This window comes from Dactylosporangium darangshiense, assembly GCF_039537565.1.
GTDB classification, from domain to species: Bacteria; Actinomycetota; Actinomycetes; order Mycobacteriales; family Micromonosporaceae; genus Dactylosporangium; species Dactylosporangium darangshiense.
The window spans coordinates 1-21,689 of sequence record NZ_BAABAT010000057.1; the positions used below are offsets into that span (position 1 = coordinate 1).

Annotated in this window: 19 protein-coding genes; 13 read left to right on the plus strand and 6 right to left on the minus strand. The window is 75.3% G+C overall.

Annotation, left to right across the window (positions count from 1 at the left end; genetic code table 11):
* On the minus strand, window positions 1-841 hold an 841-nt coding region (locus tag ABD901_RS50960), incomplete at its 3' end, for a PEP/pyruvate-binding domain-containing protein (RefSeq protein WP_345140995.1).
* Between the two features lie 150 nt (window positions 842-991).
* On the opposite strand from ABD901_RS50960, the gene pflB reads away from it, so the two are divergent.
* The gene (gene pflB, locus ABD901_RS50965) at window positions 992-3,250 is read left to right on the plus strand and encodes a formate C-acetyltransferase (protein WP_345140998.1); all 2,259 of its coding nucleotides are present in this window, start codon (window positions 992-994) and stop codon (window positions 3,248-3,250) included.
* Window positions 3,251-3,264: 14 nt separating this feature from the next.
* Complete coding sequence (pflA, locus tag ABD901_RS50970) at window positions 3,265-4,002, plus strand: pyruvate formate-lyase-activating protein (RefSeq protein ID WP_345141001.1); 738 nt, start codon at window positions 3,265-3,267, stop codon at window positions 4,000-4,002.
* 4 nt (window positions 4,003-4,006) lie between these two features.
* On the opposite strand, the gene ABD901_RS50975 is transcribed toward pflA, so the two are convergent.
* A complete protein-coding gene (locus ABD901_RS50975; RefSeq protein ID WP_345141006.1) occupies window positions 4,007-5,341 on the minus strand; it encodes a GAF domain-containing protein in 1,335 nt (444 codons plus the stop codon).
* A 170-nt stretch (window positions 5,342-5,511) separates the two neighbouring features.
* Between ABD901_RS50975 and ABD901_RS50980 the strand changes: the two genes are divergently transcribed.
* The 7 genes from ABD901_RS50980 to ABD901_RS51010 all read left to right on the plus strand — a co-directional run bounded on the left by ABD901_RS50980 (window position 5,512) and on the right by ABD901_RS51010 (window position 11,044).
* Complete coding sequence (locus ABD901_RS50980) at window positions 5,512-6,258, plus strand: hypothetical protein (protein WP_345141009.1); 747 nt, start codon at window positions 5,512-5,514, stop codon at window positions 6,256-6,258.
* Window positions 6,255-7,205 carry an Acg family FMN-binding oxidoreductase gene (locus ABD901_RS50985; RefSeq protein ID WP_345141012.1) on the plus strand — a complete coding sequence of 317 codons (951 nt, stop codon included), beginning with the start codon at window positions 6,255-6,257 and terminating at the stop codon, window positions 7,203-7,205. The genes ABD901_RS50980 and ABD901_RS50985 overlap by 4 nt, the downstream gene beginning before the upstream one ends.
* 195 nt (window positions 7,206-7,400) lie before the next feature.
* Entirely contained in the window at window positions 7,401-7,559 is a 159-nt protein-coding gene (locus ABD901_RS50990; RefSeq protein WP_345141015.1) for a hypothetical protein, read from the plus strand.
* Window positions 7,560-7,789: 230 nt separating this feature from the next.
* Complete coding sequence (locus ABD901_RS50995; protein WP_345141017.1) at window positions 7,790-8,071, plus strand: hypothetical protein; 282 nt, start codon at window positions 7,790-7,792, stop codon at window positions 8,069-8,071.
* Between the two features lie 54 nt (window positions 8,072-8,125).
* On the plus strand, window positions 8,126-9,013 hold the full coding sequence (locus ABD901_RS51000; RefSeq protein ID WP_345141019.1) for a thiamine pyrophosphate-dependent dehydrogenase E1 component subunit alpha: 888 nt from the start codon (window positions 8,126-8,128) through the stop codon (window positions 9,011-9,013).
* Complete coding sequence (locus ABD901_RS51005; RefSeq protein WP_345141021.1) at window positions 9,010-10,023, plus strand: alpha-ketoacid dehydrogenase subunit beta; 1,014 nt, start codon at window positions 9,010-9,012, stop codon at window positions 10,021-10,023. The genes ABD901_RS51000 and ABD901_RS51005 overlap by 4 nt, the downstream gene beginning before the upstream one ends.
* Window positions 10,016-11,044 carry a 2-oxo acid dehydrogenase subunit E2 gene (locus tag ABD901_RS51010; RefSeq protein WP_345141023.1) on the plus strand — a complete coding sequence of 343 codons (1,029 nt, stop codon included), beginning with the start codon at window positions 10,016-10,018 and terminating at the stop codon, window positions 11,042-11,044. The genes ABD901_RS51005 and ABD901_RS51010 overlap by 8 nt, the downstream gene beginning before the upstream one ends.
* Here the strand turns inward: ABD901_RS51010 and ABD901_RS51015 are convergent.
* From ABD901_RS51015 to ABD901_RS51025, 3 genes are read right to left on the minus strand one after another with little or no spacing between them, the layout of a single operon-like run.
* On the minus strand, window positions 11,037-12,077 hold the full coding sequence (locus ABD901_RS51015) for an Acg family FMN-binding oxidoreductase (protein WP_345141025.1): 1,041 nt from the start codon (window positions 12,075-12,077) through the stop codon (window positions 11,037-11,039). The genes ABD901_RS51010 and ABD901_RS51015 overlap by 8 nt on opposite strands.
* A gap of 29 nt (window positions 12,078-12,106) precedes the next feature.
* Window positions 12,107-14,566, minus strand: a complete 2,460-nt coding sequence (locus tag ABD901_RS51020) for a cation-translocating P-type ATPase (RefSeq protein ID WP_345141027.1) — start codon at window positions 14,564-14,566, stop codon at window positions 12,107-12,109.
* A 45-nt stretch (window positions 14,567-14,611) separates the two neighbouring features.
* The gene (locus ABD901_RS51025; RefSeq protein ID WP_345141031.1) at window positions 14,612-15,901 is read right to left on the minus strand and encodes a phosphoribosyltransferase family protein; all 1,290 of its coding nucleotides are present in this window, start codon (window positions 15,899-15,901) and stop codon (window positions 14,612-14,614) included.
* A gap of 139 nt (window positions 15,902-16,040) precedes the next feature.
* On the opposite strand from ABD901_RS51025, the gene ABD901_RS51030 reads away from it, so the two are divergent.
* The 3 genes from ABD901_RS51030 to ABD901_RS51040 all read left to right on the plus strand — a co-directional run bounded on the left by ABD901_RS51030 (window position 16,041) and on the right by ABD901_RS51040 (window position 19,085).
* Complete coding sequence (locus ABD901_RS51030) at window positions 16,041-16,502, plus strand: cyclic nucleotide-binding domain-containing protein (RefSeq protein ID WP_345141034.1); 462 nt, start codon at window positions 16,041-16,043, stop codon at window positions 16,500-16,502.
* A gap of 90 nt (window positions 16,503-16,592) precedes the next feature.
* Window positions 16,593-18,176: a sensor histidine kinase gene (locus ABD901_RS51035; protein ID WP_345141037.1), complete on the plus strand. Its 1,584-nt coding sequence runs from the start codon at window positions 16,593-16,595 to the stop codon at window positions 18,174-18,176.
* 48 nt (window positions 18,177-18,224) lie between these two features.
* Window positions 18,225-19,085 carry a universal stress protein gene (locus ABD901_RS51040; RefSeq protein ID WP_345141040.1) on the plus strand — a complete coding sequence of 287 codons (861 nt, stop codon included), beginning with the start codon at window positions 18,225-18,227 and terminating at the stop codon, window positions 19,083-19,085.
* 18 nt (window positions 19,086-19,103) lie between these two features.
* On the opposite strand, the gene ABD901_RS51045 is transcribed toward ABD901_RS51040, so the two are convergent.
* Entirely contained in the window at window positions 19,104-20,222 is a 1,119-nt protein-coding gene (locus tag ABD901_RS51045) for an RsbRD N-terminal domain-containing protein (protein ID WP_345141043.1), read from the minus strand.
* Between the two features lie 187 nt (window positions 20,223-20,409).
* Between ABD901_RS51045 and ABD901_RS51050 the strand changes: the two genes are divergently transcribed.
* A complete protein-coding gene (locus ABD901_RS51050; protein ID WP_380134677.1) occupies window positions 20,410-21,660 on the plus strand; it encodes a YncE family protein in 1,251 nt (416 codons plus the stop codon).
* Window positions 21,661-21,689: the final 29 nt, after the last annotated feature.

A 21,689-nucleotide genomic window follows, 5' to 3' on the forward strand; every position in this document is an offset into this window, starting at 1 on the left:
CGAGGTCCTGCAGCGGCATGGTGTTGCGGATGCCGGCGACGACGTCCTCGCCCTGCGCGTTGGCGAGGTAGTCGCCGTAGACGCCGCGCTCGCCGGTGGCCGGGTCGCGGGTGAAGGCGACGCCGGTACCGGAGTCCGCGCCGAGGTTGCCGAAGACCATCGCGACCACGTTGACGGCGGTGCCGAGGTCGGCGGGGATGTGCTCCTGGCGGCGGTACAGCACCGCGCGCTCGGCGTTCCAGGAGCCGAACACCGCGCGCACCGCCTGGTCGAGCTGCTCGCGGGGGTCCTGCGGGAAGTCGTCGCCGGTGTGCTCGCGGAAGGCGCGCAGGTGCTGCCCGGTGAGCGCCCGCAGCGCCGCGGCGTCCGCACCGTCGGCGGCCGGCTCGAAGGCCCCGGCCGGCACGTCGCGGACCGTCCGCCCGAACATCTGCACCAGCCGCCGGTAGCAGTCCCAGGCGAAGCGCTCGTCGCCGGCCCGGGCGGCCAGGCCGGCCACGGTGGCGTCGGTCAGGCCGACGTTGAGGATCGTCTCCATCATGCCGGGCATCGAGAACTTGGCGCCGGAGCGCACCGACACCAGCAGGGGATCGGCGGGGTCGCCGAGCCGCCGGCCGGCCTGGCGTTCCAGGCGCTCCAGGTGCAGGCCGATCTCGTCGGCGAGGCCGTAGGGCTCGCGGCCGGTGCGCAGGTAGGCGCGGCACGCGTCGGTGGTGATCGTGAAGCCGGGCGGCACCGGCAGGCCGAGGCCGGCCATCTCGGCGAGGTTGCCGCCCTTGCCGCCGAGCAGGTCGGTGAGCCTCCTGCCGCCTTCGGCGAAGTCGTAGACGTACTTGGTCATGGCGCACCTCCAGAGGGGTCCGCGCCCGACGCTAGGCCCGTCGCGGCACCCCGCTCAGGAGCGGACGGCCCCGGCGCGCGGGACTTCCGGCCCTGCCCGGCGCCGTGCGCGCGGACGAGGCTGACGGGTGAGGCCAACTGAGGAGGAGCGATGACCGCCACCACTGTCCCCGCCGGAACCGGGCTCGCCGCCTGGCGCGGCTTCCGCGGCGGGAGGTGGCGCGACGAGGTCGACGTCGCCGGCTTCGTGCGCGCCAACGTCCGGCCCTACGAGGGCGACGAGGGTTTCCTCGCCGGCCCGACCGAGCGTACTCGCCACGTCTGGGGGCTGCTGACCGCGATGTTCCCGGCGGAGCGCGAGCGCGGCGTCTACGACGTCGACGCGCGCACGCCGGCCTCGATCACCGCGCACGGCCCGGGGTACATCGACCGCGACCGCGAGCTCATCGTCGGGCTGCAGACCGACGCGCCGCTGCGCCGGGCGATCATGCCCTTCGGCGGGCTGCGCATGGTCGAGAACGGGCTGCGCGCCTACGGCTACGAGCTCGACCCGCTCGTGCGGGAGGTCTTCACGCGGTACCGCAAGACACACAACGAGGCCGTGTTCGACGCCTACACGCCGCAGATCCTGGCCGCGCGCAAGGCCGGCGTCATCACCGGCCTGCCCGACGCCTACGGCCGGGGCCGCATCATCGGCGACTACCGCCGGGTGGCGCTCTACGGCGTGGACTTCCTCGTCGAGGCCAAGCGCCGCGAGAAGGCGTCGCTGGACCACGACGCCGCGACGCCCGACGTCGTGCGCGACCGCGAGGAGCTCGCCGAGCAGCTGCGGGCCCTCGGCGAGCTCAAGACGATGGCGGCCTCCTACGGGTACGACATCTCGAAGCCGGCGCGCAGCGCGCACGAGGCGATCCAGTGGCTGTACTTCGGCTACCTCGCCGCCACCAAGGAGCAGAACGGCGCCGCGATGTCGCTCGGGCGCACCTCGACGTTCCTCGACGTGTACCTCGAGCGCGACCTCGACGAGGGCGAGCTGAGCGAGCGCGAGGCGCAGGAGCTCGTCGACGACTTCGTCATCAAGCTGCGCATCATCCGGTTCCTGCGCACGCCCGAGTACGACCAGCTGTTCTCCGGCGACCCGACGTGGGTCACCGAGTCGATCGGCGGGATGGGCCGCGACGGGCGCACGCTCGTCACCCGCACGTCGTACCGCTACCTGCGCACGCTGTACAACCTGGGTCCGGCGCCGGAGCCGAACCTGACGGTGCTGTGGTCGAAGTCGCTGCCCGAGCCGTTCAAGCGCTACTGCGCCAAGGTCTCGCTGGACACCAGCGCGATCCAGTACGAGAACGACGACCTGCTGCGCCACTACGGCGACGACGACACCGCGATCGCGTGCTGCGTCTCGGCGATGCGGGTCGGCAAGGACATGCAGTTCTTCGGCGCGCGGGTCAACGTGGCCAAGGCGCTGCTGTACGCGATCAACGGCGGCCGGGACGAGATGTCCGGCGTGCAGGTCGCGCCGCCGGCCCCGCCGGTCGATGGCGACGTGCTCGACTACGACACCGTCCTCGCCGCGTTCGACCGCACGCTGGACTGGCTGGCCCGCACCTACGTCGACGCGCTGAACGTCATCCACTACATGCACGACAAGTACGCCTACGAGCGGCTCGAGATGGCGCTGCACGACTACCCCGTGCGCCGCTTCCTGGCCTGCGGCATCGCCGGGCTGTCGGTGGCCGCGGACAGCCTCTCCGCGATCCGCTACGCCACCGTGCGGCCGGTGCGGGACGAGACCGGGCTCGTCGTGGACTACGCCGTGGAGGGCGACTACCCCGCCTACGGCAACGGCGACGACCGCGCCGACCGCATCGCGGTCCGGCTGGTCGAGGCGTTCATGGAGAAGCTGCGCGCCAACCCGAGCTACCGCGGCGCGATCCACACGCAGTCGGTGCTCACCATCACCTCGAACGTGGTGTACGGCAGGCACACCGGGAACACGCCGGACGGGCGCCGCGCGGGCGAGCCGTTCGCGCCGGGCGCCAACCCGATGAACGGCCGCGACGTGCACGGCATGGTCGCCTCGGCGCTGTCGGTGGCGAAGCTGCCGTACGCCTCCGCGCGCGACGGCATCTCGCTCACCAGCACGGTCACCCCGGACGGGCTCGGCCGAAGCGATGAGGAGCGGGCCGCCAACCTGGCCGGGATCCTCGACGCCTACATGGGCCAGGGCGGCTTCCACCTCAACGTCAACGTCCTGGACCGGGCCACGCTGCTGGACGCGATGGAGCACCCCGAGCGGTACCCGCAGCTGACGATCCGCGTGTCCGGGTATGCGGTCAACTTCGTCCGGCTGACCCCGGAGCAGCAGCGCGACGTCATCGGCCGCACCTTCCACGGCGCGAGATGAACGCTGTCGTCCCGATGAACGCTGTCGTCCCGGGCCGGCTGCACTCGTGGGACCTGTCCACGGGTGTCGACGGCCCGGGCACCCGGTTCGTGGCGTTCCTGGCGGGGTGCCCGCTGCGCTGCCTGTACTGCCAGAACCCGGACACGTGGCACATGCGCGACGGCGACCGCACCACCGCCGCCGACGTCCTCGGCACCGTGGAGGGCTTCGCCGGGTTCGTGCGAGCGGCGGGCGGCGGCCTGACCGTCAGCGGCGGCGAGCCGCTGCTGCAGCCCGCCTTCACGCGGGCGCTGCTCACCGGGGCGAAGGAGCTGGGCCTGCACACCGCCCTGGACACCTCCGGCGCGCTCGGCGCCCGGGCCGACGACGCGCTGCTGGAGGCCACCGACCTCGTCCTGCTCGACATCAAGTCGTGGGACCCGGCGCACTACCGGCGGCTCACCGGCGGCGAGATCGCGCCGACCCTGGCCTTCGCCCGCCGTCTGTCCGGCCGTGGTACCGCGGTGTGGGTCCGCTACGTGCTGGTGCCGGGCCTCACCGACGAGCCCGTCGACGTCGACGGCGTCGCCGGGTTCGCCGCCGGGCTCGGCAACGTCGAGCGGGTCGACGTTCTGCCGTTCCACCGGCTCGGCGCGGCCAAGTACGACCGGCTCGGCATCCCGTTCGCGCTGCGCGACACGCCCGCGCCCGACGCCGGACTGGTCGAGCGCGTCCGCGACCGCTTCCGGGGCACCGGCCTGGTGGTGTATTGAGCGACTACGCGCGCGGTTCCATGGCGAAGACGGCGGTGCGGACCGCTCGGATGATGCGGTCGAGCTCGTCGACGCCGGCCATGAGCGAGTCGCGCACCTCGGTGCCGGCGATCCGGCTCGCGGTGCCCTGCAGGGACAGGCCCAGCCCGAACAGGTCGCGGATGAGCGTCTCCTGCAGGTCGGCGGCGATGCGCTGGCGGTCCTCGAGCAGCCGGATCCGGTCGTTCTCGCGGCGCAGCGCGGCGACGTCGAGCACGAGGCCCGCGTGCGCGGCGAACGCGGTGAACAGCTCCAGGTCGGTGCGGACGAACTGGCCGGCTCCGCGGCGGTGCGCGACGGTGAGGACGCCGTGCGCGCCGCGGTCGCCGACGACCGCGACGGACATGATCGGTCCGAGGTCCGGGGCGATGGCCACGGCGGCGGCCGTGCGCGGGTCGGCCGCCGGGTCGGGCACGAGCGCGGGCTCGCCGTCGACGAACACGCTCTCGGCCAGCGTGCCGGCGACCGGGACCGAGCGGCCGTGCCACGGCTCGAGCAGGCCGAGGCCCAGCGCCACGGTCAGGTCGGGCGAGGTCCCGTCCGGCGGTGCCGTGAACGCCGCGCCGTCCGCGCCGCACGCCCGGGTGGCGCACTCGGCGAGGGTGCGCATCGCACGGTCGCGGTCGGCGCCCTCCAGCAGCACGGTGGTGACCGAGGTCATCGCCTCCTGCCAGTCGCGGCGGCGGCGGGCCTCGTCGAACAGGGTCGCGTTCTCGATCGCCACGCCCGCGGCGCCCGCGAGGGCCTTCACCACGTCCTCGTCGTCGCGGCTGAACTGCGCCGCGCCCTGCTTCTCCGCGAGGTAGAGGTTGCCGAACACGCGGTCGCGGACCCGGATCGGCACGCCGATGAAGCTGTGCATCGGCGGGTGCCCGGCCGGGAAGCCGACCGACGCCGGGTGGTCGCCGATCTCGGCGAGGCGGACCGGCCGCGGGTCCTCGACCAGCAGGCCGAGCACGCCCTTGCCCTCGGGCAGGTGCCCGATGCGCTCGACGGCGTCGGCGTCCATGCCCTCGTGCACGAACCGCACCAGGTGGCCGTCCTGGATCACGCCGAGCGCCGCATAGCGGGCGTCCACCAGGTGCCGCGCGGCGGAGACGATCTGGCGCAGCACGTGCTCCAGGTCGACGCCCTGCGCGATGTCGAGGTTGGCACGCAGCAGCCCCCGCAGGCGGCCCTGGGTGCTCTGCACGTCCCGAATCCGCTCCACCAGCTGCTCGAGCAGCTCGTCGAGCTCGAGCCGGGCGACGGCGACGAACCTGACGTCCTCGCGGTCCCTCTCGGCGGCCCCGTCGCGCATGCGTCCCGCACCTCCCCGCGCCCAGTCTGCCGGGTCGGCCGGGCGCCGCGCCAGGCGGGGTGCGGACGGATGCGCCGGGCAACCCGGGACCTTCGACCCTGACCGGCGCCGCCCGGCCGCGGCACCGTTGAGGGAGGACCCGAGCCTGTGCCGACGCCGAGGAGCGCGCCATGGTGGCCATCCAGTACACCGACCACGGAACGTCCGTGCGCGTCGGCGCGGCCGGCGGCGCCCTCGCGCGGGCCGCGCTCGCGGCCATGGACGCTCCGTCGATGCTCGACACCCGGCCATGGCGCTGGCGCATCGACGGCGACCGCGCGGCGCTCTTCGCCGACCGCGGCCGCTGGCCGCCCGACGACCCCGACGGGCGGCTGGTGCTGCTCGGCTGCGGCGCCGCCCTGCACCACGCGCAGGTCGCGCTGGCCGGCGACGGTGCCGGCGTCGAGGTGCGGCGCCTGCCGGACGGCGGCGAGCCGGATCTCGTCGCCCTGCTGCACTACACCGGCACGGCCGCGCGCCCACCGCGAGCGCTGCGCCTGCACCGTGCCATTGCGCTGCGCCACAGCGACCGGCGCGCGCCCACCTCCCGCCCGATTCCCGGCACGACGGTCGAGCTGCTGCGCGGCGCCGCCGAGGCGGCCGGCGGCGGTCTGTGGCCGCTCGGCCCGGGCACCACGCGGTTCGTGATCACCGCCGCGACGGACGGGCCGCGCGGCTGGCTCGGCGCCGGGGAGACGCTCTCGGCGGTGCTGCTCAATGCCACGGCGGAGGGGCTGGCCACCGAGGTGGAGCGCTACCTGACCGGGGCGGAGGCCGGCGGGCCCGCGTGGTCGCCGGTCGGGGCCGGTCGCCCGGCGGTCGTCGTCGTCATCGCGCCGGCCGGCCGGGTCGGCGCCGCGGAAGGGGGCCGGCCATGACGCCGACCTGGGAGCGGGACACGTTCCTCGCCGCCGTCGGCGACGCCGTCTGGGCGCCGTCGATCCACAACAGCCAGCCGTGGCGGTTCCGGTACACCCGGGAGGGCGTCGATGTCCTCGTCGATCCCGGCCGCGTCCTGGCCGCCTGCGACCCGGACGGGCGTGCCGCGCGGGTCTCGTGCGGCGCGGCCGCCTACACGCTGCGCCTCGCTCTGGCGGCGGCGGGGGAGCCGGCGCAGTACACGATCGGGCGCGACGGCGTCGCGGCCCGGCTGACGCCCGGGAGGACCCGGCGCGCGACCCCCGCCGAGCTGCGCCTGCACCGGCAGATCCGGCGGCGGCACACCAACCGGTTCCCGTTCGCCGACAACCCCGTCGAACCGGCGGCGCTCGCCGCGCTCGCCGACGCGGCCGGGCAGGAGGGCGGCTGGCTGCAGTTCGTCACGGGCGAGGCCGATCTCAACGGCGTCGCCGAGCTCATCCGCGGCGCGGACGGGCGACTGAGTGCGGACCCGGCGTACGTCGCCGAGCTGTCCGCCTGGAGCCGCGGCGCGGATCACCGGGTCGAGGGCGTGCACCCCGAGGCGGCCGGCGACGCGCCGCACCCCGCCGAGCTGCTCCACCGCCGCGACTTCGGCGGCCCCGAGCACGACGCGACGCGCGACCCGACCCACGCGCCGCTCGTGGCCGTCCTCGGCGTGCACGGCGACGGGCCGGCCGACGAGGTCCGGGCGGGCATGGCGCTGCAGCGGGTGCTGCTGTGCGCCGCCGACCTGGGGCTGGCCGTGGCGATGTTCTCGCAGCCGATCGAGGTGCCGGCGGCCCGGGAGGGGCTGCGCCGGCTCCTGGACCGCCCGCACCTGCCGCAGATGGTGCTGCGGTTCGGGTACGCGCCGACGACCTGCTACACCAACCGCCGCCCGGTCGCCGACGTCGTCGAGCCCTGACGGCTCAACCGGAGGCCGCGTCGAGGATCCGGCGGGCGTCGCGCTCGACAGACGGGATCCGCCGATGCCGATCATCGGGCGGCGGCCACCGGCCGGACAGGGGGCGTGCGGCCCGGCCCGTTCGGGCCTTCCGACTCCCGCGCACGGCGCGCGCCGGTGCGACGGTGTGGATGAAGGCCAGATGGGAGGACGACGATGCGACAGCCCCGAAACCTTCGCCCGGTCCTGTTGGGCCTCGCCGTGGCCGCGGTCGGCGCCGGCCTGAGCGGCGCCCTGGCGCGGCTGACCGGCCTCGCGCTGGACGGCGCGGCGCGACCGAGGACCCAGGGGACCGTTACTATCCACGGTGGGTGAGGCCCGGGAGTCACGGGCAGCGACCACGGCGGGCGTCGCGGTAGCTCGGTTGTTCCGGTTTTGCAGTCCCGTACACCTCGGGGCCTTCGGTCGAACCGGCATTCGGGCGGCGAAGCTCCCCGGGTGAGCGCCGCGCACTGAGCAAATCACACAGCGGATGCTGGCGAGGGCCGCCTAATCTTGAGTGAGGCGCGACGGGTGGAAAGGGGTGAGTCCGGGTGGAGGCGGCCTTGTTGATCGGGGCGATCGCCGCGGGCGTGTACGCCGCGCTGATCATCATGCACGTCACCGCGATCCGCGCCCGGCGCGCGACCGACGACCGGCGCCGGCCCCGGCTGGCCCTGTGGCTGGCCAGCTCCGGCGAGCGGCGGCGCGGGCGCGTCGAGCGGGACGCGGTGCGGCTGCTGCTGTCGGGGCGGATCGTGCGGGCGCGCTACCACACGGCGATGGCGGCGATGGCCGCGCAGGACGACGCGGAATATCCCCTCGAGGTCCCGGGCACCCGGCGCTGAGGTCGGGACCTTCGGCCCTCAACTGCGCCGCGGTGCGGTCATAGCGTCGGATGCATGATCGACGATGACGACCTCCGGCGGCTGCTGACGATCCGCCACTTCGAGCGGCGGCTGTTGTCGCTGTTCGACGAGGGGGAGCTCAGCGGCACTACGCATACGTGCCTCGGCCAGGAGTACGTGGCGGTGGCGATCGCGCCGCTGCTGGAGCCCGCCGACGTGGTGGTGAGCAACCACCGCGGGCACGGGCACTACCTCGCCCGCTACGACGACCCGGCCGGGCTGCTCGCCGAGATCATGGGCCGCGAGGGCGGGCTGTGCCAGGGCGTCGGCGGCAGCCAGCACCTCTACCGCGAGGGGTTCCTCACCAGCGGCGTGCAGGGGCAGACGCTGCCGCTCGCGGCCGGGATCGCGCTGCGGCACCGGCAGGTGGGCGCGCGGGCGCTCGCGGTGGTGTTCATGGGCGACGGGACCTGGGGAGAGGGCGCCGTGTACGAGGCGCTGAACATGGCCGCGCTGTGGCGGCTGCCGCTCGTGGTCGTGGTCGAGAACAACGGCATCGCGCAGTCGACGCCGGCGCCCGAGCACCTCGCCGGCGGCATCGCCGAGCGGGCGGCCGCCTTCGGGATCGCGCACGAGCTGGTCACCGGCGACGACGTCGACGGCATCCGCGTGCAGCTGCGGGCGGCGGTGCAGAAGGCCCGCGACGCGCCGGCGCCGCTGGTCGTGGAGTTCCGCACCAACCGGCTCGGGCCGCACAGCAAGGGCGACGACGCCCGGCCCGCCGAGGCCGTCGCGGAGGCCAGGGCCCGGGACTGGGGCGCCGCCTATGCCGGGCGGTTCCCGGAGCAGTTCGAGCGAGTGGACCTCGAGGCGCGGGAGCGCATCGACGCCGTCGTCGCCGACGTGCGGCGGCGGCCGCTGTCGGCCTGGGGTGCGCGGTGAACGCCCCGGTGGAGCGGTTCGCCGAGCACGTCAACCGGGCGCTCGGCCGGATGCTCGCGGACGACCCCGCGGCGGTGCTGCTCGGCGAGGACATCGCCGACCCGTACGGCGGCGCGTTCAAGGTCACGCGCGGGCTGTCGACCCGGTTCCCGGGCCGCGTGCTGAACACGCCGCTGAGCGAGGGCGGGTTCACCGGTCTCGCGGCCGGGTTCGCGCTGGCCGGCGGGCACCCGGTCGTCGAGATCATGTTCGCCGACTTCGTCACCCTAGCCTTCGACCAGCTGGTGAACTTCGCGGCCAAGTCGGTCACCATGTACGGGCGGCGGCTGCCGATGCCGCTCGTCGTGCGCTGCCCGACCGGCGGCGGGCGCGGCTACGGGCCGACGCACAGCCAGAGCCTGCAGAAGCACTTCATCGGGGTGCCGAACCTGCACGTCGCCGAGGCCTCGCCGATGCACGACCTCGTCGCGCTGCTGCCCCGCCTGGTGGCGCGGGGCGAGCCCTGCGTGCTGTTCGAGGACAAAACGCTGTACCCGCAGCGGATGCAGGTCGACGAACTGTTCCGCTACGACCACCTCGACGACGAGGGGTTGTTCGCGCGGGCCTATCTCGACGCGGTACCGCGGGAGCAGCTCGACGTGCTCATCGTCGCGCCCGGCGGCGTCGCGGTGCGCGCCCTGGCCGCGGCCCGCCGGCTGTTCCTGGAGCAGGAGCTCGTCTGCCAGGTGGTGGTGCCGTTCGAGCTGTACCCGCTCGACACCGGCCCGCTGCTCGGCCTCGCCGCGCAGGCGGGGATCGTGGCGGTGGCGGAGGAGAGCACGCCGGGCGGCACCTGGGGCGGCGAGGTCGCCGTGGAGCTGTACGAGCGGGCCTGGGGCCGCCTGCGCCGGCCGGTCGTGCGCATGACCTCCGCGGACAGCGTCATCCCGGCCGCCGCCCACCTGGAGCAGCGGGTGCTGCTCGGCGCGGCGGCGATCCGCCGGCAGATCCTGGAGGCCGTCGGTGCGTGAGATCGTGCTGCCGAAGCTCAACACCAACGACGTCACGTACACGCTGCTCGAGTGGTACGGCGACGACGGCGACGCCGTGACCGAGGGCGCCGTCGTCGCGCTCGTGGAGACCTCCAAGACCGCCGAGGACATCCTGGCGCCCGCCGGCGGGGTGCTGCAGCGGGTCGTCGGCGCCAAGCGGGAGTGCGCGCACGGCGACGTCATCGGGTACCTCTTCGACTCCGAGGCCGAGCGGCTGGCGTTCGCCTCGACGGTGACGGCCGACGCCGCCGAACCGGAGCTGGTGATCACCGAGCCGGCGCGGCTGCTCATGGAGCGGACCGGCATCGACCCGGCCCGCGTGCGCGGCCTGGGCAAGGCGGTGATCAGACGGTCCGACGTCGAGGCGCTCATCGCCGCGGCGCCGGCCGGGCCGCGGCGCTACGAGCTGCCGAGGCAGCAGCGCGCCGTCGCCGACGTCGTGACCCGGTCGGCGCTGAGCATCCCGGCGGCGTTCACGGCCATGTGGATCGACACCGCGCGCGTGCGGCGTGCAAAGGGCGTCGGCGTCGTCGAGCTGCTCGTGCGGGCGATCGGCACGCTGCGGGAGCGCCATCCGCTGTGCTTCGGCGCCTACCAGGACGACGGCGGGGTCCTGGTGCCGGAGGGCGCGCACGTCGCGGTCACCGTCGACGCGGGCAACGGGCTGTACCTGCCGGTCGTGCGCGACGTCGCCGCGCTGTCCCTGGAGCAGATCGCCGCGGCGCTGGCGGCGATGCGCGAGGCCGCGCGGGCGGGGACGTTGCGGGCCGAGGATCTCGCCGGTGCGAACATCGGCCTGTCCGTGACCAACTACGCCGACGTCGTGCTGACCCAGCCGATCATCCCGCCGGGGATGACCTGCATGCTGTCCCTGGCCGGGACGCAGCGCACGGACCGGTTCGCGCTCGGCATCGCGCACGACCACCGCGTCGTGAACGGCCGCGACGCGGTGATCGTGCTGCGCGACGTGAAGCGGGTGCTCGAGACGGGTGTCACGTGATCTTGTCGGCCACCACCTCGATGACGTCCGTGGGCGGCCGGCGCGGTGCCCTGGGCGGTGGCGCGCCGGGCCCCGGCAGGCCGATGCGCACGCCGATCGCGGGGTAGCCGACGCCGCCGATCATGCGCCGCAGCGTCCGCCGGGCGACCTCGTGCTCGACCAGGTCGCTCATGGCGGAGGTGGCCAGGTGCTCGGCGGTCGCGGTCAGCAGCACCGCGGAGAGCGTCACCCCGGCGGCGAGCCAGTCCGTTGCGGCGTCGCCGTCGGTGACCACGACGCCGTAGCGGGCCTCGCGGTCGGTGACGTCGATCCGGCTGGTGAAGCCGAGGCCGATGCCGACGCCGGGGTCGGTGCCGGTGAAGTCGCGGATCGGGACCGGCCGGGCGCCCAGCGGCGAGAGCGTGTCGACGGGTACGCCGTCGTCGCCCTCGCCGGAGCTGCGGATCCAGGCGGCGAGCTCGGCCCGGCACGCGGGGTCGGACATTTCGGCGGCGGTCGCCTGCCCGGCGGCCGCCGCCAGGTCGGCGATGTCGCGGGCCCACGTCATGTGCAGGTGGGCGTGCGTGCGCTGCGCGGCGCGGCACAGCCGGTCGATCGAGTCCTGCGGCACGGGCCGGCCGGCGAACGGGCGCCGGTCGGTCCGGCGGACCCGGATGGCGCGGCGCATGCGCTGGGCGCGGGCCGAGGGCTGGGCCGGGCCGCGGTACCGCACGACGGCGAGCAGGTCCGGGTCGCCGTCGGCGGGGATCAGCTCGACCTCGAAGTCCACCCCGTCGGCGGCGAGCGTGACGCAGGCGTGGTGCAGGGCCGTGCCGCAGCTGACCATGAGCAGCCGCCCGGTGGGGTCCAGCGCGGCCAGCCAGCGGTGATGGTCGGCGTACAGCAGCGCGGTGTCGTGGGTGATGCGCCAGTGCCACGGCTGGGTGTTGAGCACGGACGGCGCGTGGACGGCGGCCAGCGCCGCCCGGGTGAGCTCCTGGCACGTCGTGCCGATCTGGAATCTCGTGACCGATTCGGGTGCGTTCGCGGGCATCTCGATCTCCCCCGGGTGATAGTCGGGTTTCAGGGCCGGCGGCGGGTCGCGCGGGCGACCAGCCCCGGGACGATGGCGGCGGCGGCGCAGACGGCGAGCTCGGGCATCCGCAGCGGCTCGGTGCCGAGCAGGTCCTGCAGCGGCGGCAGCCACAGCGCGCCGAGCTGCAGGGCGAGGGACACGAGGACGGCCGTCTCCAGTCCCCGGTTGCGGCGCCGGCGGCCGGGCGTGCGCAACGCCAGCGCCACGCCGAGCTGCGCGAGGCCCAGCACGACGAACAGCGCGCTCTGCCACGGGCCGCCGGTGTGGCGGACCCACAGCGCCGCGCCGAGGGCGGAGGCGGTGATGAGCGCGGCGGTCAGGGCGATGCGGCCGGTGAGGCCGCCGAGGATCGCCTCGCCGGGCCGGCGGGGCGGCCGGTGCATCAGGCCGTCCTCGGCGGGCTCGCCGCCGAGCGCGACGCCGGGCAGCCCGTGCGTGTTCATGTTGATCCACAGGATCTGGGCGGGCAGCAGCGGCACGGCGAGGCCCAGCCACGGGCCCAGGAGCATGACGAGCACCTCCGCGGCGCCGCCGGAGAGCGCGTACAGCAGGAAGCGGCGGATGTTGGCGTAGATGCGCCGCCCCTCGGCGATGGCCCGCCCGACGGTCGCGAGGTTGTCGTCGGCGAGGACGAGGTCGGCGGCCTGCCGTGCGGCCTCGGTGCCGCCGCGGCCCATCGCGACGCCGATGTCGGCGCGGCGCAGGGCCGGTGCGTCGTTGACGCCGTCGCCGGTCATCGCCACCACGGCCCCCGCCTCCTGCAGCCGGCGGACGATGGTGACCTTCTGCTCCGGCCGGGTCCGGGCGTAGACGTTCGCCGCGTCGGTCAGGCCCACCCGCTCGGCGATCGCCGCGGCCGTCGCCGGGTGGTCGCCGGTGATGAGGACGAGGTCGACGCCGGCCTCGCGCAGCGTCGCGACCGCGCCGACGGACTCCTGGCGGATCGGGTCGGCGAGCACCGCCAGGCCGAGCAGGCCGAGGTCGTGCTCGGCGTCGGCCGCGACGGCGGCCGCGGGTCCGGCCCGGTCCGCGGCCGCCACGGCCAGCGTGCGGTAGCCGGCGGCGGCGAGCCCGGTCGCCGCCTCGAGCAGCGCCCGCCGGTCGTCCTCGCCGATGCGGACCGGACCGCCGGGCGCCAGCAGCGCATCGGGTGCGCCCTTGCACACGACCCGCCACCCGCCGTCGGGGCGGCGGTGGACGGTCGTCATGCGCCGCCGGTCGGCGTCGAACGGGATCTCGTCGACGCGGGGGAGCAGGTCGCGGGCGTCGCGACCGACGCCGCAGCGCGCCGCGGCGGCGAGCAGCGCGGCCTCCATCGGGTCGCCGACCGGCCGCCAGGCCGGGTGCTCGCCGTCCGGCGCGGCGAGGTCGGCGTCGTTGCACAGCACCAGCGCCTCGGCGAGCCGCTGCACCGCCGGGCCGGGCTCGGCGTCGGCGCGGCCGGCCGGTTCGTAGCCGCGCCCGTCGAGCGCGACGGCGGTGCGGTCCGGCAGGAGCAGCCGGTCCACGCTCATGACGCCCTCGGTCAGGGTCCCGGTCTTGTCGGTCGCCAGGACGGTGACCGACCCCAGCGTCTCCACGGCCGGCAGCCGGCGCACGATGGCCGCCTGGCGGGCCATGCGGTGCGCGCCGAGCGCCAGGGCCAGGGTCACCACGGCCGGCAGCGACTCGGGCACCGCGGCCACCGTCAGGCTCACCGCCGCGAGCAGCATCTCGCCGAACGGCACGCCGCGCGCGACGCCGACGAGCAACACGACGCCCGACAGCGCGGCCGCGGCCAGGGCGAGGACCTTGCCGAGCCCGGCGAGGCGGCGCTGCAGCGGGGTGGCGCGGCGCGGCTGGCCGGAGACCAGCGCGGCGATGCGGCCGAGGGCGCTGCCGGCGCCGGTGCGGACCACCTCGCCCAGCGCCCGGCCGGTCACGGCCACGGTGCCGGCGGCGAGCTCGTCGCCGGCCCGCCGGCCCACCGGCATCGACTCGCCGGTGAGTGCGGACTCGTCGGCGGCCAGCCGGACCGCCTCGAGGACCTCGAGGTCGGCCGGGACGATGTCGCCGGCCTCGACGAGCACCAGGTCGCCGGGGACGAGGTCGGCCGCCGGGACCGTGGTGTCGGCGCCGCCGCGCCGGACCCGGGCCGACGGCGCGGCCATGCGTTGCAGGGCGGCCACAGCGCGGTCGGCGCGGATCTCCTGGACCACGCCGATCGCGGTGTTGACGACGACGACCAGCAGGATGACCGCGACGTCGCTGAAGTCCCGCAGCAGCGCGGTCACGACCGCGGCGGCGAGCAGAACGACGATGAGCGGGTCGCGCAGTTGCGCGGCGACGCGGCCGATCGCGGACGGCGGCCGGGTCGCCGGCAGCTCGTTGCGCCCGAAGCGGCACCGCCGGTCCGTGACCTCGGCTTGGGTCAGCCCGGACCGCATGGTCGGCGTGGAGGTCGTCATGTCTCAACCGTGCGCTCGCGTGATCGATCGCCGCAGGGCCGAAGGTCACCCGGGCGCCGGGACGCCGCCGTCGAGCCGGTCGGCGAACCAGGCGGTGGCCAGCCCGGTCAGCATCGCCAGCGCGCCCGGCTCCTGCACCAGGTGGCCGGCGTCGCGCAGGACCGCGAGGCGGCCGGTCGGGGGCAGGCGCCCGAATGCCGCCCGGTTGAGCTCGAGCAGATGTTCGTCGCGGCCGCCGGCGATGAGCATCGTCGGCGCCGCCACCCGCGGCAGCGCGGGCCAGGCGAGGTCCGGCCGCCCGTCGTGGCTGACGATCGCGGTGAAGGGCCCGCCGCCCGGCCCGGTCGCGAGCGAGAGCGCCGCGGCGGTCGCGTTGCCGGTGGCGAACACGCCGACCGGCAGCGCCGAGAGCGTCGCGTCCGCCCGTAGCCGTTGCAGGCCGGCGTCGAGGCGGCCGGCGAGCCGGGGGACGTCGTGTGCCGCGCGCCAGTCCATCTCCTCGTCCTCGTGCAGCAGGTTGAGCGACAGCGTCGCCAGTCCGGCGTCGCGCAGGCGGCCGGCGATCCAGCGGTACCGCGGCCCGTCCTCGGCGAGGCGGCTGGTGTGCGCCAGCACCACCATGCCGATGGCTCGCTCCGGCACGGCGAGGCGGCCGTCCTCCTCCGGCGGGTCGCCGTGACCGGTGCGTGGCGTCGCGCGCCTGCTCGAGGGGCCGGACAGCAGGCGCACCACCTCGTCGTCGGGCACCGGCCGGAAGTCGGCGTACCGGCCGCCGGCCGCCTCGCCGGCGGCGATCGCCTCCAGGTGGATCACCCGGTCGGCCGCGCCGGCCAGCCCGGCGAGGCCCGCCCGCCCGGCGACGGGAGTGGCCACGACGACGCTCGTCGCGCCCGCGGCGCGGGCGGCGCTGCACGCCGCGCGGGCGGTCGCGCCCGTGACGATCGCGTCGTCCACGACGATCGCCGGCCGGCCGCGAAGCTCGAGCGCCTCGCGCCCCGCGTGCAGCCAGCGGGAGCGGTCGTCGGCGCCGGCCCGGGCGTGGTCCACCTCGGCCGCCAGCTCGTCGCCGTCGACCCGCGCCGCGCGCAGCACCGGTGCGTTCACGGCGAGGACACCGCCGGGTGCCAGGGCGCCCATCGCCAGCTCGAGCTGGAACGGCACGCCGAGCCGCTGGACGACCAGCGGCTCCAGCGGCACGCCCAGCGCGGCGGCGACCTCGATCGCGACGGGCACGCCGCCGCCCGGCACGCCCAGCACGACGGCGTCGGGCGCCGCCTCGCCCTGCAGCCGTCCGGCCAGGTGGCGACCGGCCTCCGCGCGATCGGTGAACTGCATGGCATCCGCCTCCTCGCCTCGCTGGCTTCCTTACCCAACGAAATCGCAGGAACACGGGCCGGAGGACCCTGTCCGGTCGCCGCCGCCGGAGCTGAGATGGATAGGACAGCAGCCGCGCTACCGAACCGGGAGCAGCGTCATGATCACTACCTACGACCTGATGGTCGCGCATCCGTTCCTCGCCGGGCTGCCGGCGGAGCACGTCGAACGGCTGTCGCGCTGGGCGCGGCGCGCGCCGTTCCGGGCCGGCACGAGGATCTTCGAGGAGAACGGCCGGGCCCAGCGCTTCTACCTCGTCCGCGACGGCTCGGTCGACCTGCGCACGAAGGTTCCGGGCCACGGTGAGGTGGTCGTGGAGACGATCGGACCGGGCAGCGTGCTCGGCTGGTCGTGGCTCTTCCCGCCGTACCGCTGGCACTTCAGCGCGGTTACGACCGACCCGGTGCTCAGCATCGCGCTCGACGGCGCGGGCGTGCGCGGGCTGTGCGCCGAGGACCCCGAGCTCGGCTACGAGCTCACCACGCGGTTCATGGCCGTCGTCGTGGAGCGGATGCAGGCGACCCGGCTGCGCCTGCTCGACCTGTACCAGGCGCCGGCGTGACCGGACGGCGGCCCCGGTCAAGGTACTGTGGCTATGTGCGGATCTGGTCGCATTCGGGCAGAGATTGACCTTTTGTCACACCGGCCATGGTTGACCATATCGGCGGTCGCCCTTGTGCTGGCCGTCGCCGTCGGGCTGGCCTGTTCGGGGCTGCTGAGCCCGCGGCTGTCGCTGCTGGCCGACGACAGCAGCCAGTTCCTGGCGGCGCTGGCCGCGACCCTCGCCTGCTGGATCACCGCCGCCCGGCACTCCGGCGAGCAGCGGCGGTGGCGGCTGTGGATGGGCGCCGGATGTTGCGGCTGGGCGCTCGGGCAGCTGGTGTGGTCCTGGTACCGGCTGGGCGGCGTCGGGCTGCCGTCGCCGTCGCCGGCCGACGTGGGATACCTGACGCTTCCGGTGTTCGCGCTCGGGGCGATCATCGCGCTGGCGGCCGACCGGTCCGCGCCGGGTGTTCCCTGGCGCTACGGCGGATGGGTCGTGACGGTCCTCGACGGGCTCATGGTCACGGGCGCGTTGTTCGTGCTCACGTGGGCCACCGTGCTCGGGCCGGTGGTGCGCGCCGGCGCGACCACCAAGTTGGCGTACTCGATCGCGATCGCTTATCCCGTGACGGACCTGCTGCTGACCGTCATCGTCATCCTGCTCATCGGCGTGAGCGCGGTGGGGAACCGGTGGCAGTTGGTCGTCCTCGGCGCCGGGCTGTTCGGCCTGTCCGTGTCGGACAGCATCTTCGCGTACCTGGTAGCCGAGGGCAGGGCGAGCATGCCGACGGCGGCCGACGCCGGGTTCGTCGCCGGGCTCTTCCTCGTCGCGCTCGCGGCGCTGACGCCGACCGGGCCGGGGCCGGCCTGGGTGGCGCGCCCGGAGCTGCGCCGTGGCCATCTGTTGCTGCCGTACGTGCCGGTTGCGGTCATGATGGTGGTCGTCGTCGTGCAGCACGTGCGGGGCGGCCCGGTCGACAACGTCCAGCTCGTGGTGGAGACGATGGTCGTCGCGCTGCTGGTCGTCCGCCAGGGGATCACCCTGCTGCAGACGGCCAAGGTCGTCGGGTCGCGGGCGCGGCTCGTGCTCGCCACCGACCGGACGCGCCGGCAGCTCGAGCGCGACCTGCACGACGGCGTCCAGCAGCGCCTCATCTCGGTGGCGCTGGACGTCCGCCGGCTCGAGGCGGGCGTGCCCGACGGGCTGGGCGACCTTCGCCGGGAGCTCGCCGAGGTCGTGGCCGAGCTGAACGAGACGGTCAACGAGGTGCGCGAGCTGTCGCGCGGCCTGCATCCGGCCGCCCTCACCGCGGGCGGCCTGCGACCCGCCCTCAACACGCTGGCGCGCCGCTCGGCCGTCCCGGTGCGGCTCGACGTGGAGCTGGACGGGCGGCAGCCGGAACCGGTCGAGGTCGCGGCCTATTACGTGGTGGCGGAGGCCCTGACGAACGTCGCCAAGTATGCGAAGGCCGCGCATATCGACGTCCGGGTGTGCGTGCGGCGCAACCGCCTCCATCTGATCGTGCACGACGACGGCATCGGCGACGCGGATCCCAAGCGCGGCACGGGCCTGACCGGCCTGGCCGATCGCGTCGAGGCGATCGGCGGCACCCTCACCCTCGACAGCCCACCCGGTCAGGGCACCCGCCTGCACGCCGACCTTCCGCTCAACGGCTCGGCGCGGGCCGGATGAGGGCCGGCCGTCGTGCATAACGGGTGCCGCGGTGGGCACGTCGCCCGCATGGCCGTTCGAGTGCTTGCCGGGTACGACGGTTCGCCGTCCGCGAGCGTGGCCATCGGCGCCGGCGCGCGGCTGCTGCCGGGCGCGCGCGCCTGGGTGAGCAACCTGTGGACCCCGGGGTTCGCCGACGACACTCTGCGGCGCCGCCTGTGGACCGGCGCCGGGCACGTCGACGAGTTCGTCGCGGCGGTCGAGCGGGAAGGCGAGCGGGAGGCCACGCGCGTCGCCGCGATGGGCGTCACCCTCGCCACGGCCGCCGGCTGGGACGCCGGGCCGCTCGTGGTGCGCACCTACGCCGGGGAGGGGCTGCAGCTGGCCGACCTCGCGCGGCAGCTGGACGCCGACCTGGTGTTGGTCGGCTCGCGGGGCCTGGGCGGCGCCCGGGCGATCCTGGGCAGCGTCTCCGACGTGGCGGTGCACTACGCGTCGAGGCCCGTGCTGGTCGTACCGCACCCCCTGCTGTCGGCCGAGGCCGCCGCCCTCGACGCCGGTCCCGTCCTGGTCGGTTACGACGGCTCGCCCGCCGCGCGCGCGGCCTTCGACGCCGCCGTCCGGCTCTGGCCGGCGCGCACCGTGTTGCCGGTGTCCGTCGAGGACGGTCACGCGCCGGACGAAGCGGCCGGCGCCGGACGCGTCGGCGACCTGGAGCCGGTCCGGCTGCATCCGCCGGGCGGGCACCGTGCAACGGCCCGCGCGGTCGCCGGTGCGCTCGTCGAGTGCGCCCGGGAGCGCGCCGCCGCGGTGCTGGCCGTCGGGTCGCGCGGCCGGGCGGCGATCCGCGAGATCCTCCTCGGCAGCGTCGCCATTTCGACCCTGCACCATGCCCACCGGCCGGTCCTGGTCGTACCGGCGGCGGACTGACCACCGCGAACCGTTCGATCAGGTCGGTTTGCCGCACTCGTCCAGCCAGGCGCGCAGCGCCCACCACGAGCGCAGTGTCGACAGGACCGTGCCGTCGTCGAGCGGCAGCCCGGTGCGCTCCTGCAGGACGCGCAGCCGGTAGCGGACCGTGTTCGGATGGACGTGCAGCGCCGCCGCGGTGCGGTCCAGGCGCTGGCCGTGGTCGAGGTATGCCAGCGCGGTCGCCGCCAGCTCCCGGTGGAACGCGTCGGCCGGGTCGAGGGCGCCGAGCAGCGCGCCGGCGAGCAGCCCGGCCAGCTCCGGCTGGGCGGTGAGGGCCGCCTCTCCGGCCAGGTCCAGGGCCGCGTGCCGCCCGGGCCGGCCGAACCGGGCCGCGCCGGCGAGGGCCGCCACGCACAGGCGGTAGCCGGCGGCGGCCCGCTCCAGGGGCAGCGGCGGGCCGGCGACGACGAGCACCGCCGGGTCGACCCGCGACGGCTCCCGCACGACCAGCCCGGCGAGGCGGCCCTCGACGGTGCCGAAGACGCCGCCGCACGCCGCCAGCCGGGCTTCGAGGGCGTCGGCACGGCCGGGGTCGGTGACGTCGAAGACCACGCAGCGGTACGCCATGTGCTCCCGCAGCCCGGCCGCCGCGACCTCGTCGGGGGAGGCCGGCGGCGCGCCCGCCAGCAGCAGCGCCCGCAGCACGGCGTCGCGCTGGTCGCGCCGTCCGCGGGCCAGGCAGCGCTGCGCGGCATGATGGCCGTCGACGACGTGGCGCTCCAGCGCGGAGACGTACCGGTCGAAGTCCAGCGCCGCCGACAGCAGCACCTCGTCGGCGATCCCGGCGGCGCGCCCGCGGTCCACGGCGATCTCCAGCAGCCGGGTGCGCGCGGCCCGCACCCCGCCGAGCAGCGCCGCGATCGGCACGCCCTGCGCGGCCCGGTCGGCGCCGAGCCGCTCCGCCTCGGCGAACGAGGCATCGTCGGCGGGCTGCCGGAAGGCGGCGAGACCCGCGGCGAGGAGCAGGGCGACGTGGCGGCGGCTCTCCTCGGCCGGCAGCCGGGCCACCTCGGGCGAGGCGTCCCGTGCGGCGGCGACGAGCTCGTCGAGCAGGCCCTCGTCGCCGGCGAGCGCGGTCAGCAGCGGCGTGAGCATGGCGTCTCCGTCGCGGCGGCGACGAGTGGGACGGCGGGGGCGGTCAGCAGCGGTGCGAGCATGGCGTCTCCGTTGTGGATGGGCGACAACCGGGTGGCGCCGCGCTGTGTGCGGCAACCTATCGAGCGGCGCCGATCGGAGATTACCTGAAGGCTACCGCCCGGTAACGTCATTCAGGGAGAGCCGCGTGACCCCAACACCCGCCCCGCGCCGGCGCGCCGCGCTCGCCGGCCTCGCACTGCTCGCCACCGCCCTCGCCCCGGTGTCCACCGCCGCCGCGCCGGCCGCCGCCGCGCCCGCCCTGCAGGAGGTGATGTTCGTCGGCAACAACTGGGACGGCACCGTCGACGTCATCCGCTCCTCGGGCACCTACGCGAAGCTCGGCCGCGTCAACGTGGTGCCGGACCGCAGCCAGCGCCTGCTGGAGATCTACCTCAACCCGGTCAAGCTCGCCTTCTACCTCGGCGTCCAGCAGGGCCCGGGCGAGGGGCACGACCAGCTCGTCGACGACATGTACACCACGCCGGACGGCTCCGCGCTCGTCGTGTCCCGGCCGAGCTTCGCCGACGTCGTCTCGATCGACCTGAGCACCGGCGCGCTGCGCTGGCGCTTCCCGGTCTCGGGCTTCCGCGCCGACCACATGGCCGTCTCGCCCGACGGCGCGCAGGTCGCCGTGTCCGCCTCGACGTCGAACACGGTGCACGTGCTCGACATCAACACCGGCCGGCAGCTCGGCTCGTTCGGCGCCGGCGACAAGCCGCACGAGAACATCTACACCGGCGGCGGCCGGTACCTGTGGAACATGTCCATCGGCGAGGTCAACACGTCGCTCGACGACCCGTGGCTGGACTGGACCAAGGGCGACCGGCACATCACCGTCGCCGACACCCGCACGTTCCGGGTGGTGCGAACCATCGACATGCGCCAGCGGCTGGACGCGTTCGGCCGCTCCGACCTCTCCGACGCGGTCCGCCCGGCGGTGTTCACCCCGGACGAGCGGACGCTGTACTTCCAGGTCTCGTTCTTCAACGGCATCGTCGAGTACGACGTCGCCGCCGACCGGATCACCCGCATCAAGGAGCTGCCGAAGAACCCGGCGACGAGCCCCGACCGCACCACGTGGGTCAACGACTCCCGCCACCACGGCCTGTCGATGAGCCCGGACGGCGCGAAGGTGTGCGTGGCCGGGACCATGGACGACTACGCCACCGTCGTGGACCGCGCCACGCTGCAGGAGGGCGCCCTGGTCCCGGCGAGCAAGCCCTACTGGGCGACGGTCAGCGGCGACGGGCGGGACTGCGTCATCTCCGAGTCCGGCGCCGACCAGGTCACCGCGATCAGCTTCGCCACCGGGCAGAAGGTGGCGAGCGTGCCGGTCGGCGACCACCCGCAGCGCGTCCGCATCGGCCACGTCCCCGTGGGCTGGGCCGCGCCGTAGGAACGCGAAAGGGCCCCCGGACACCGGGG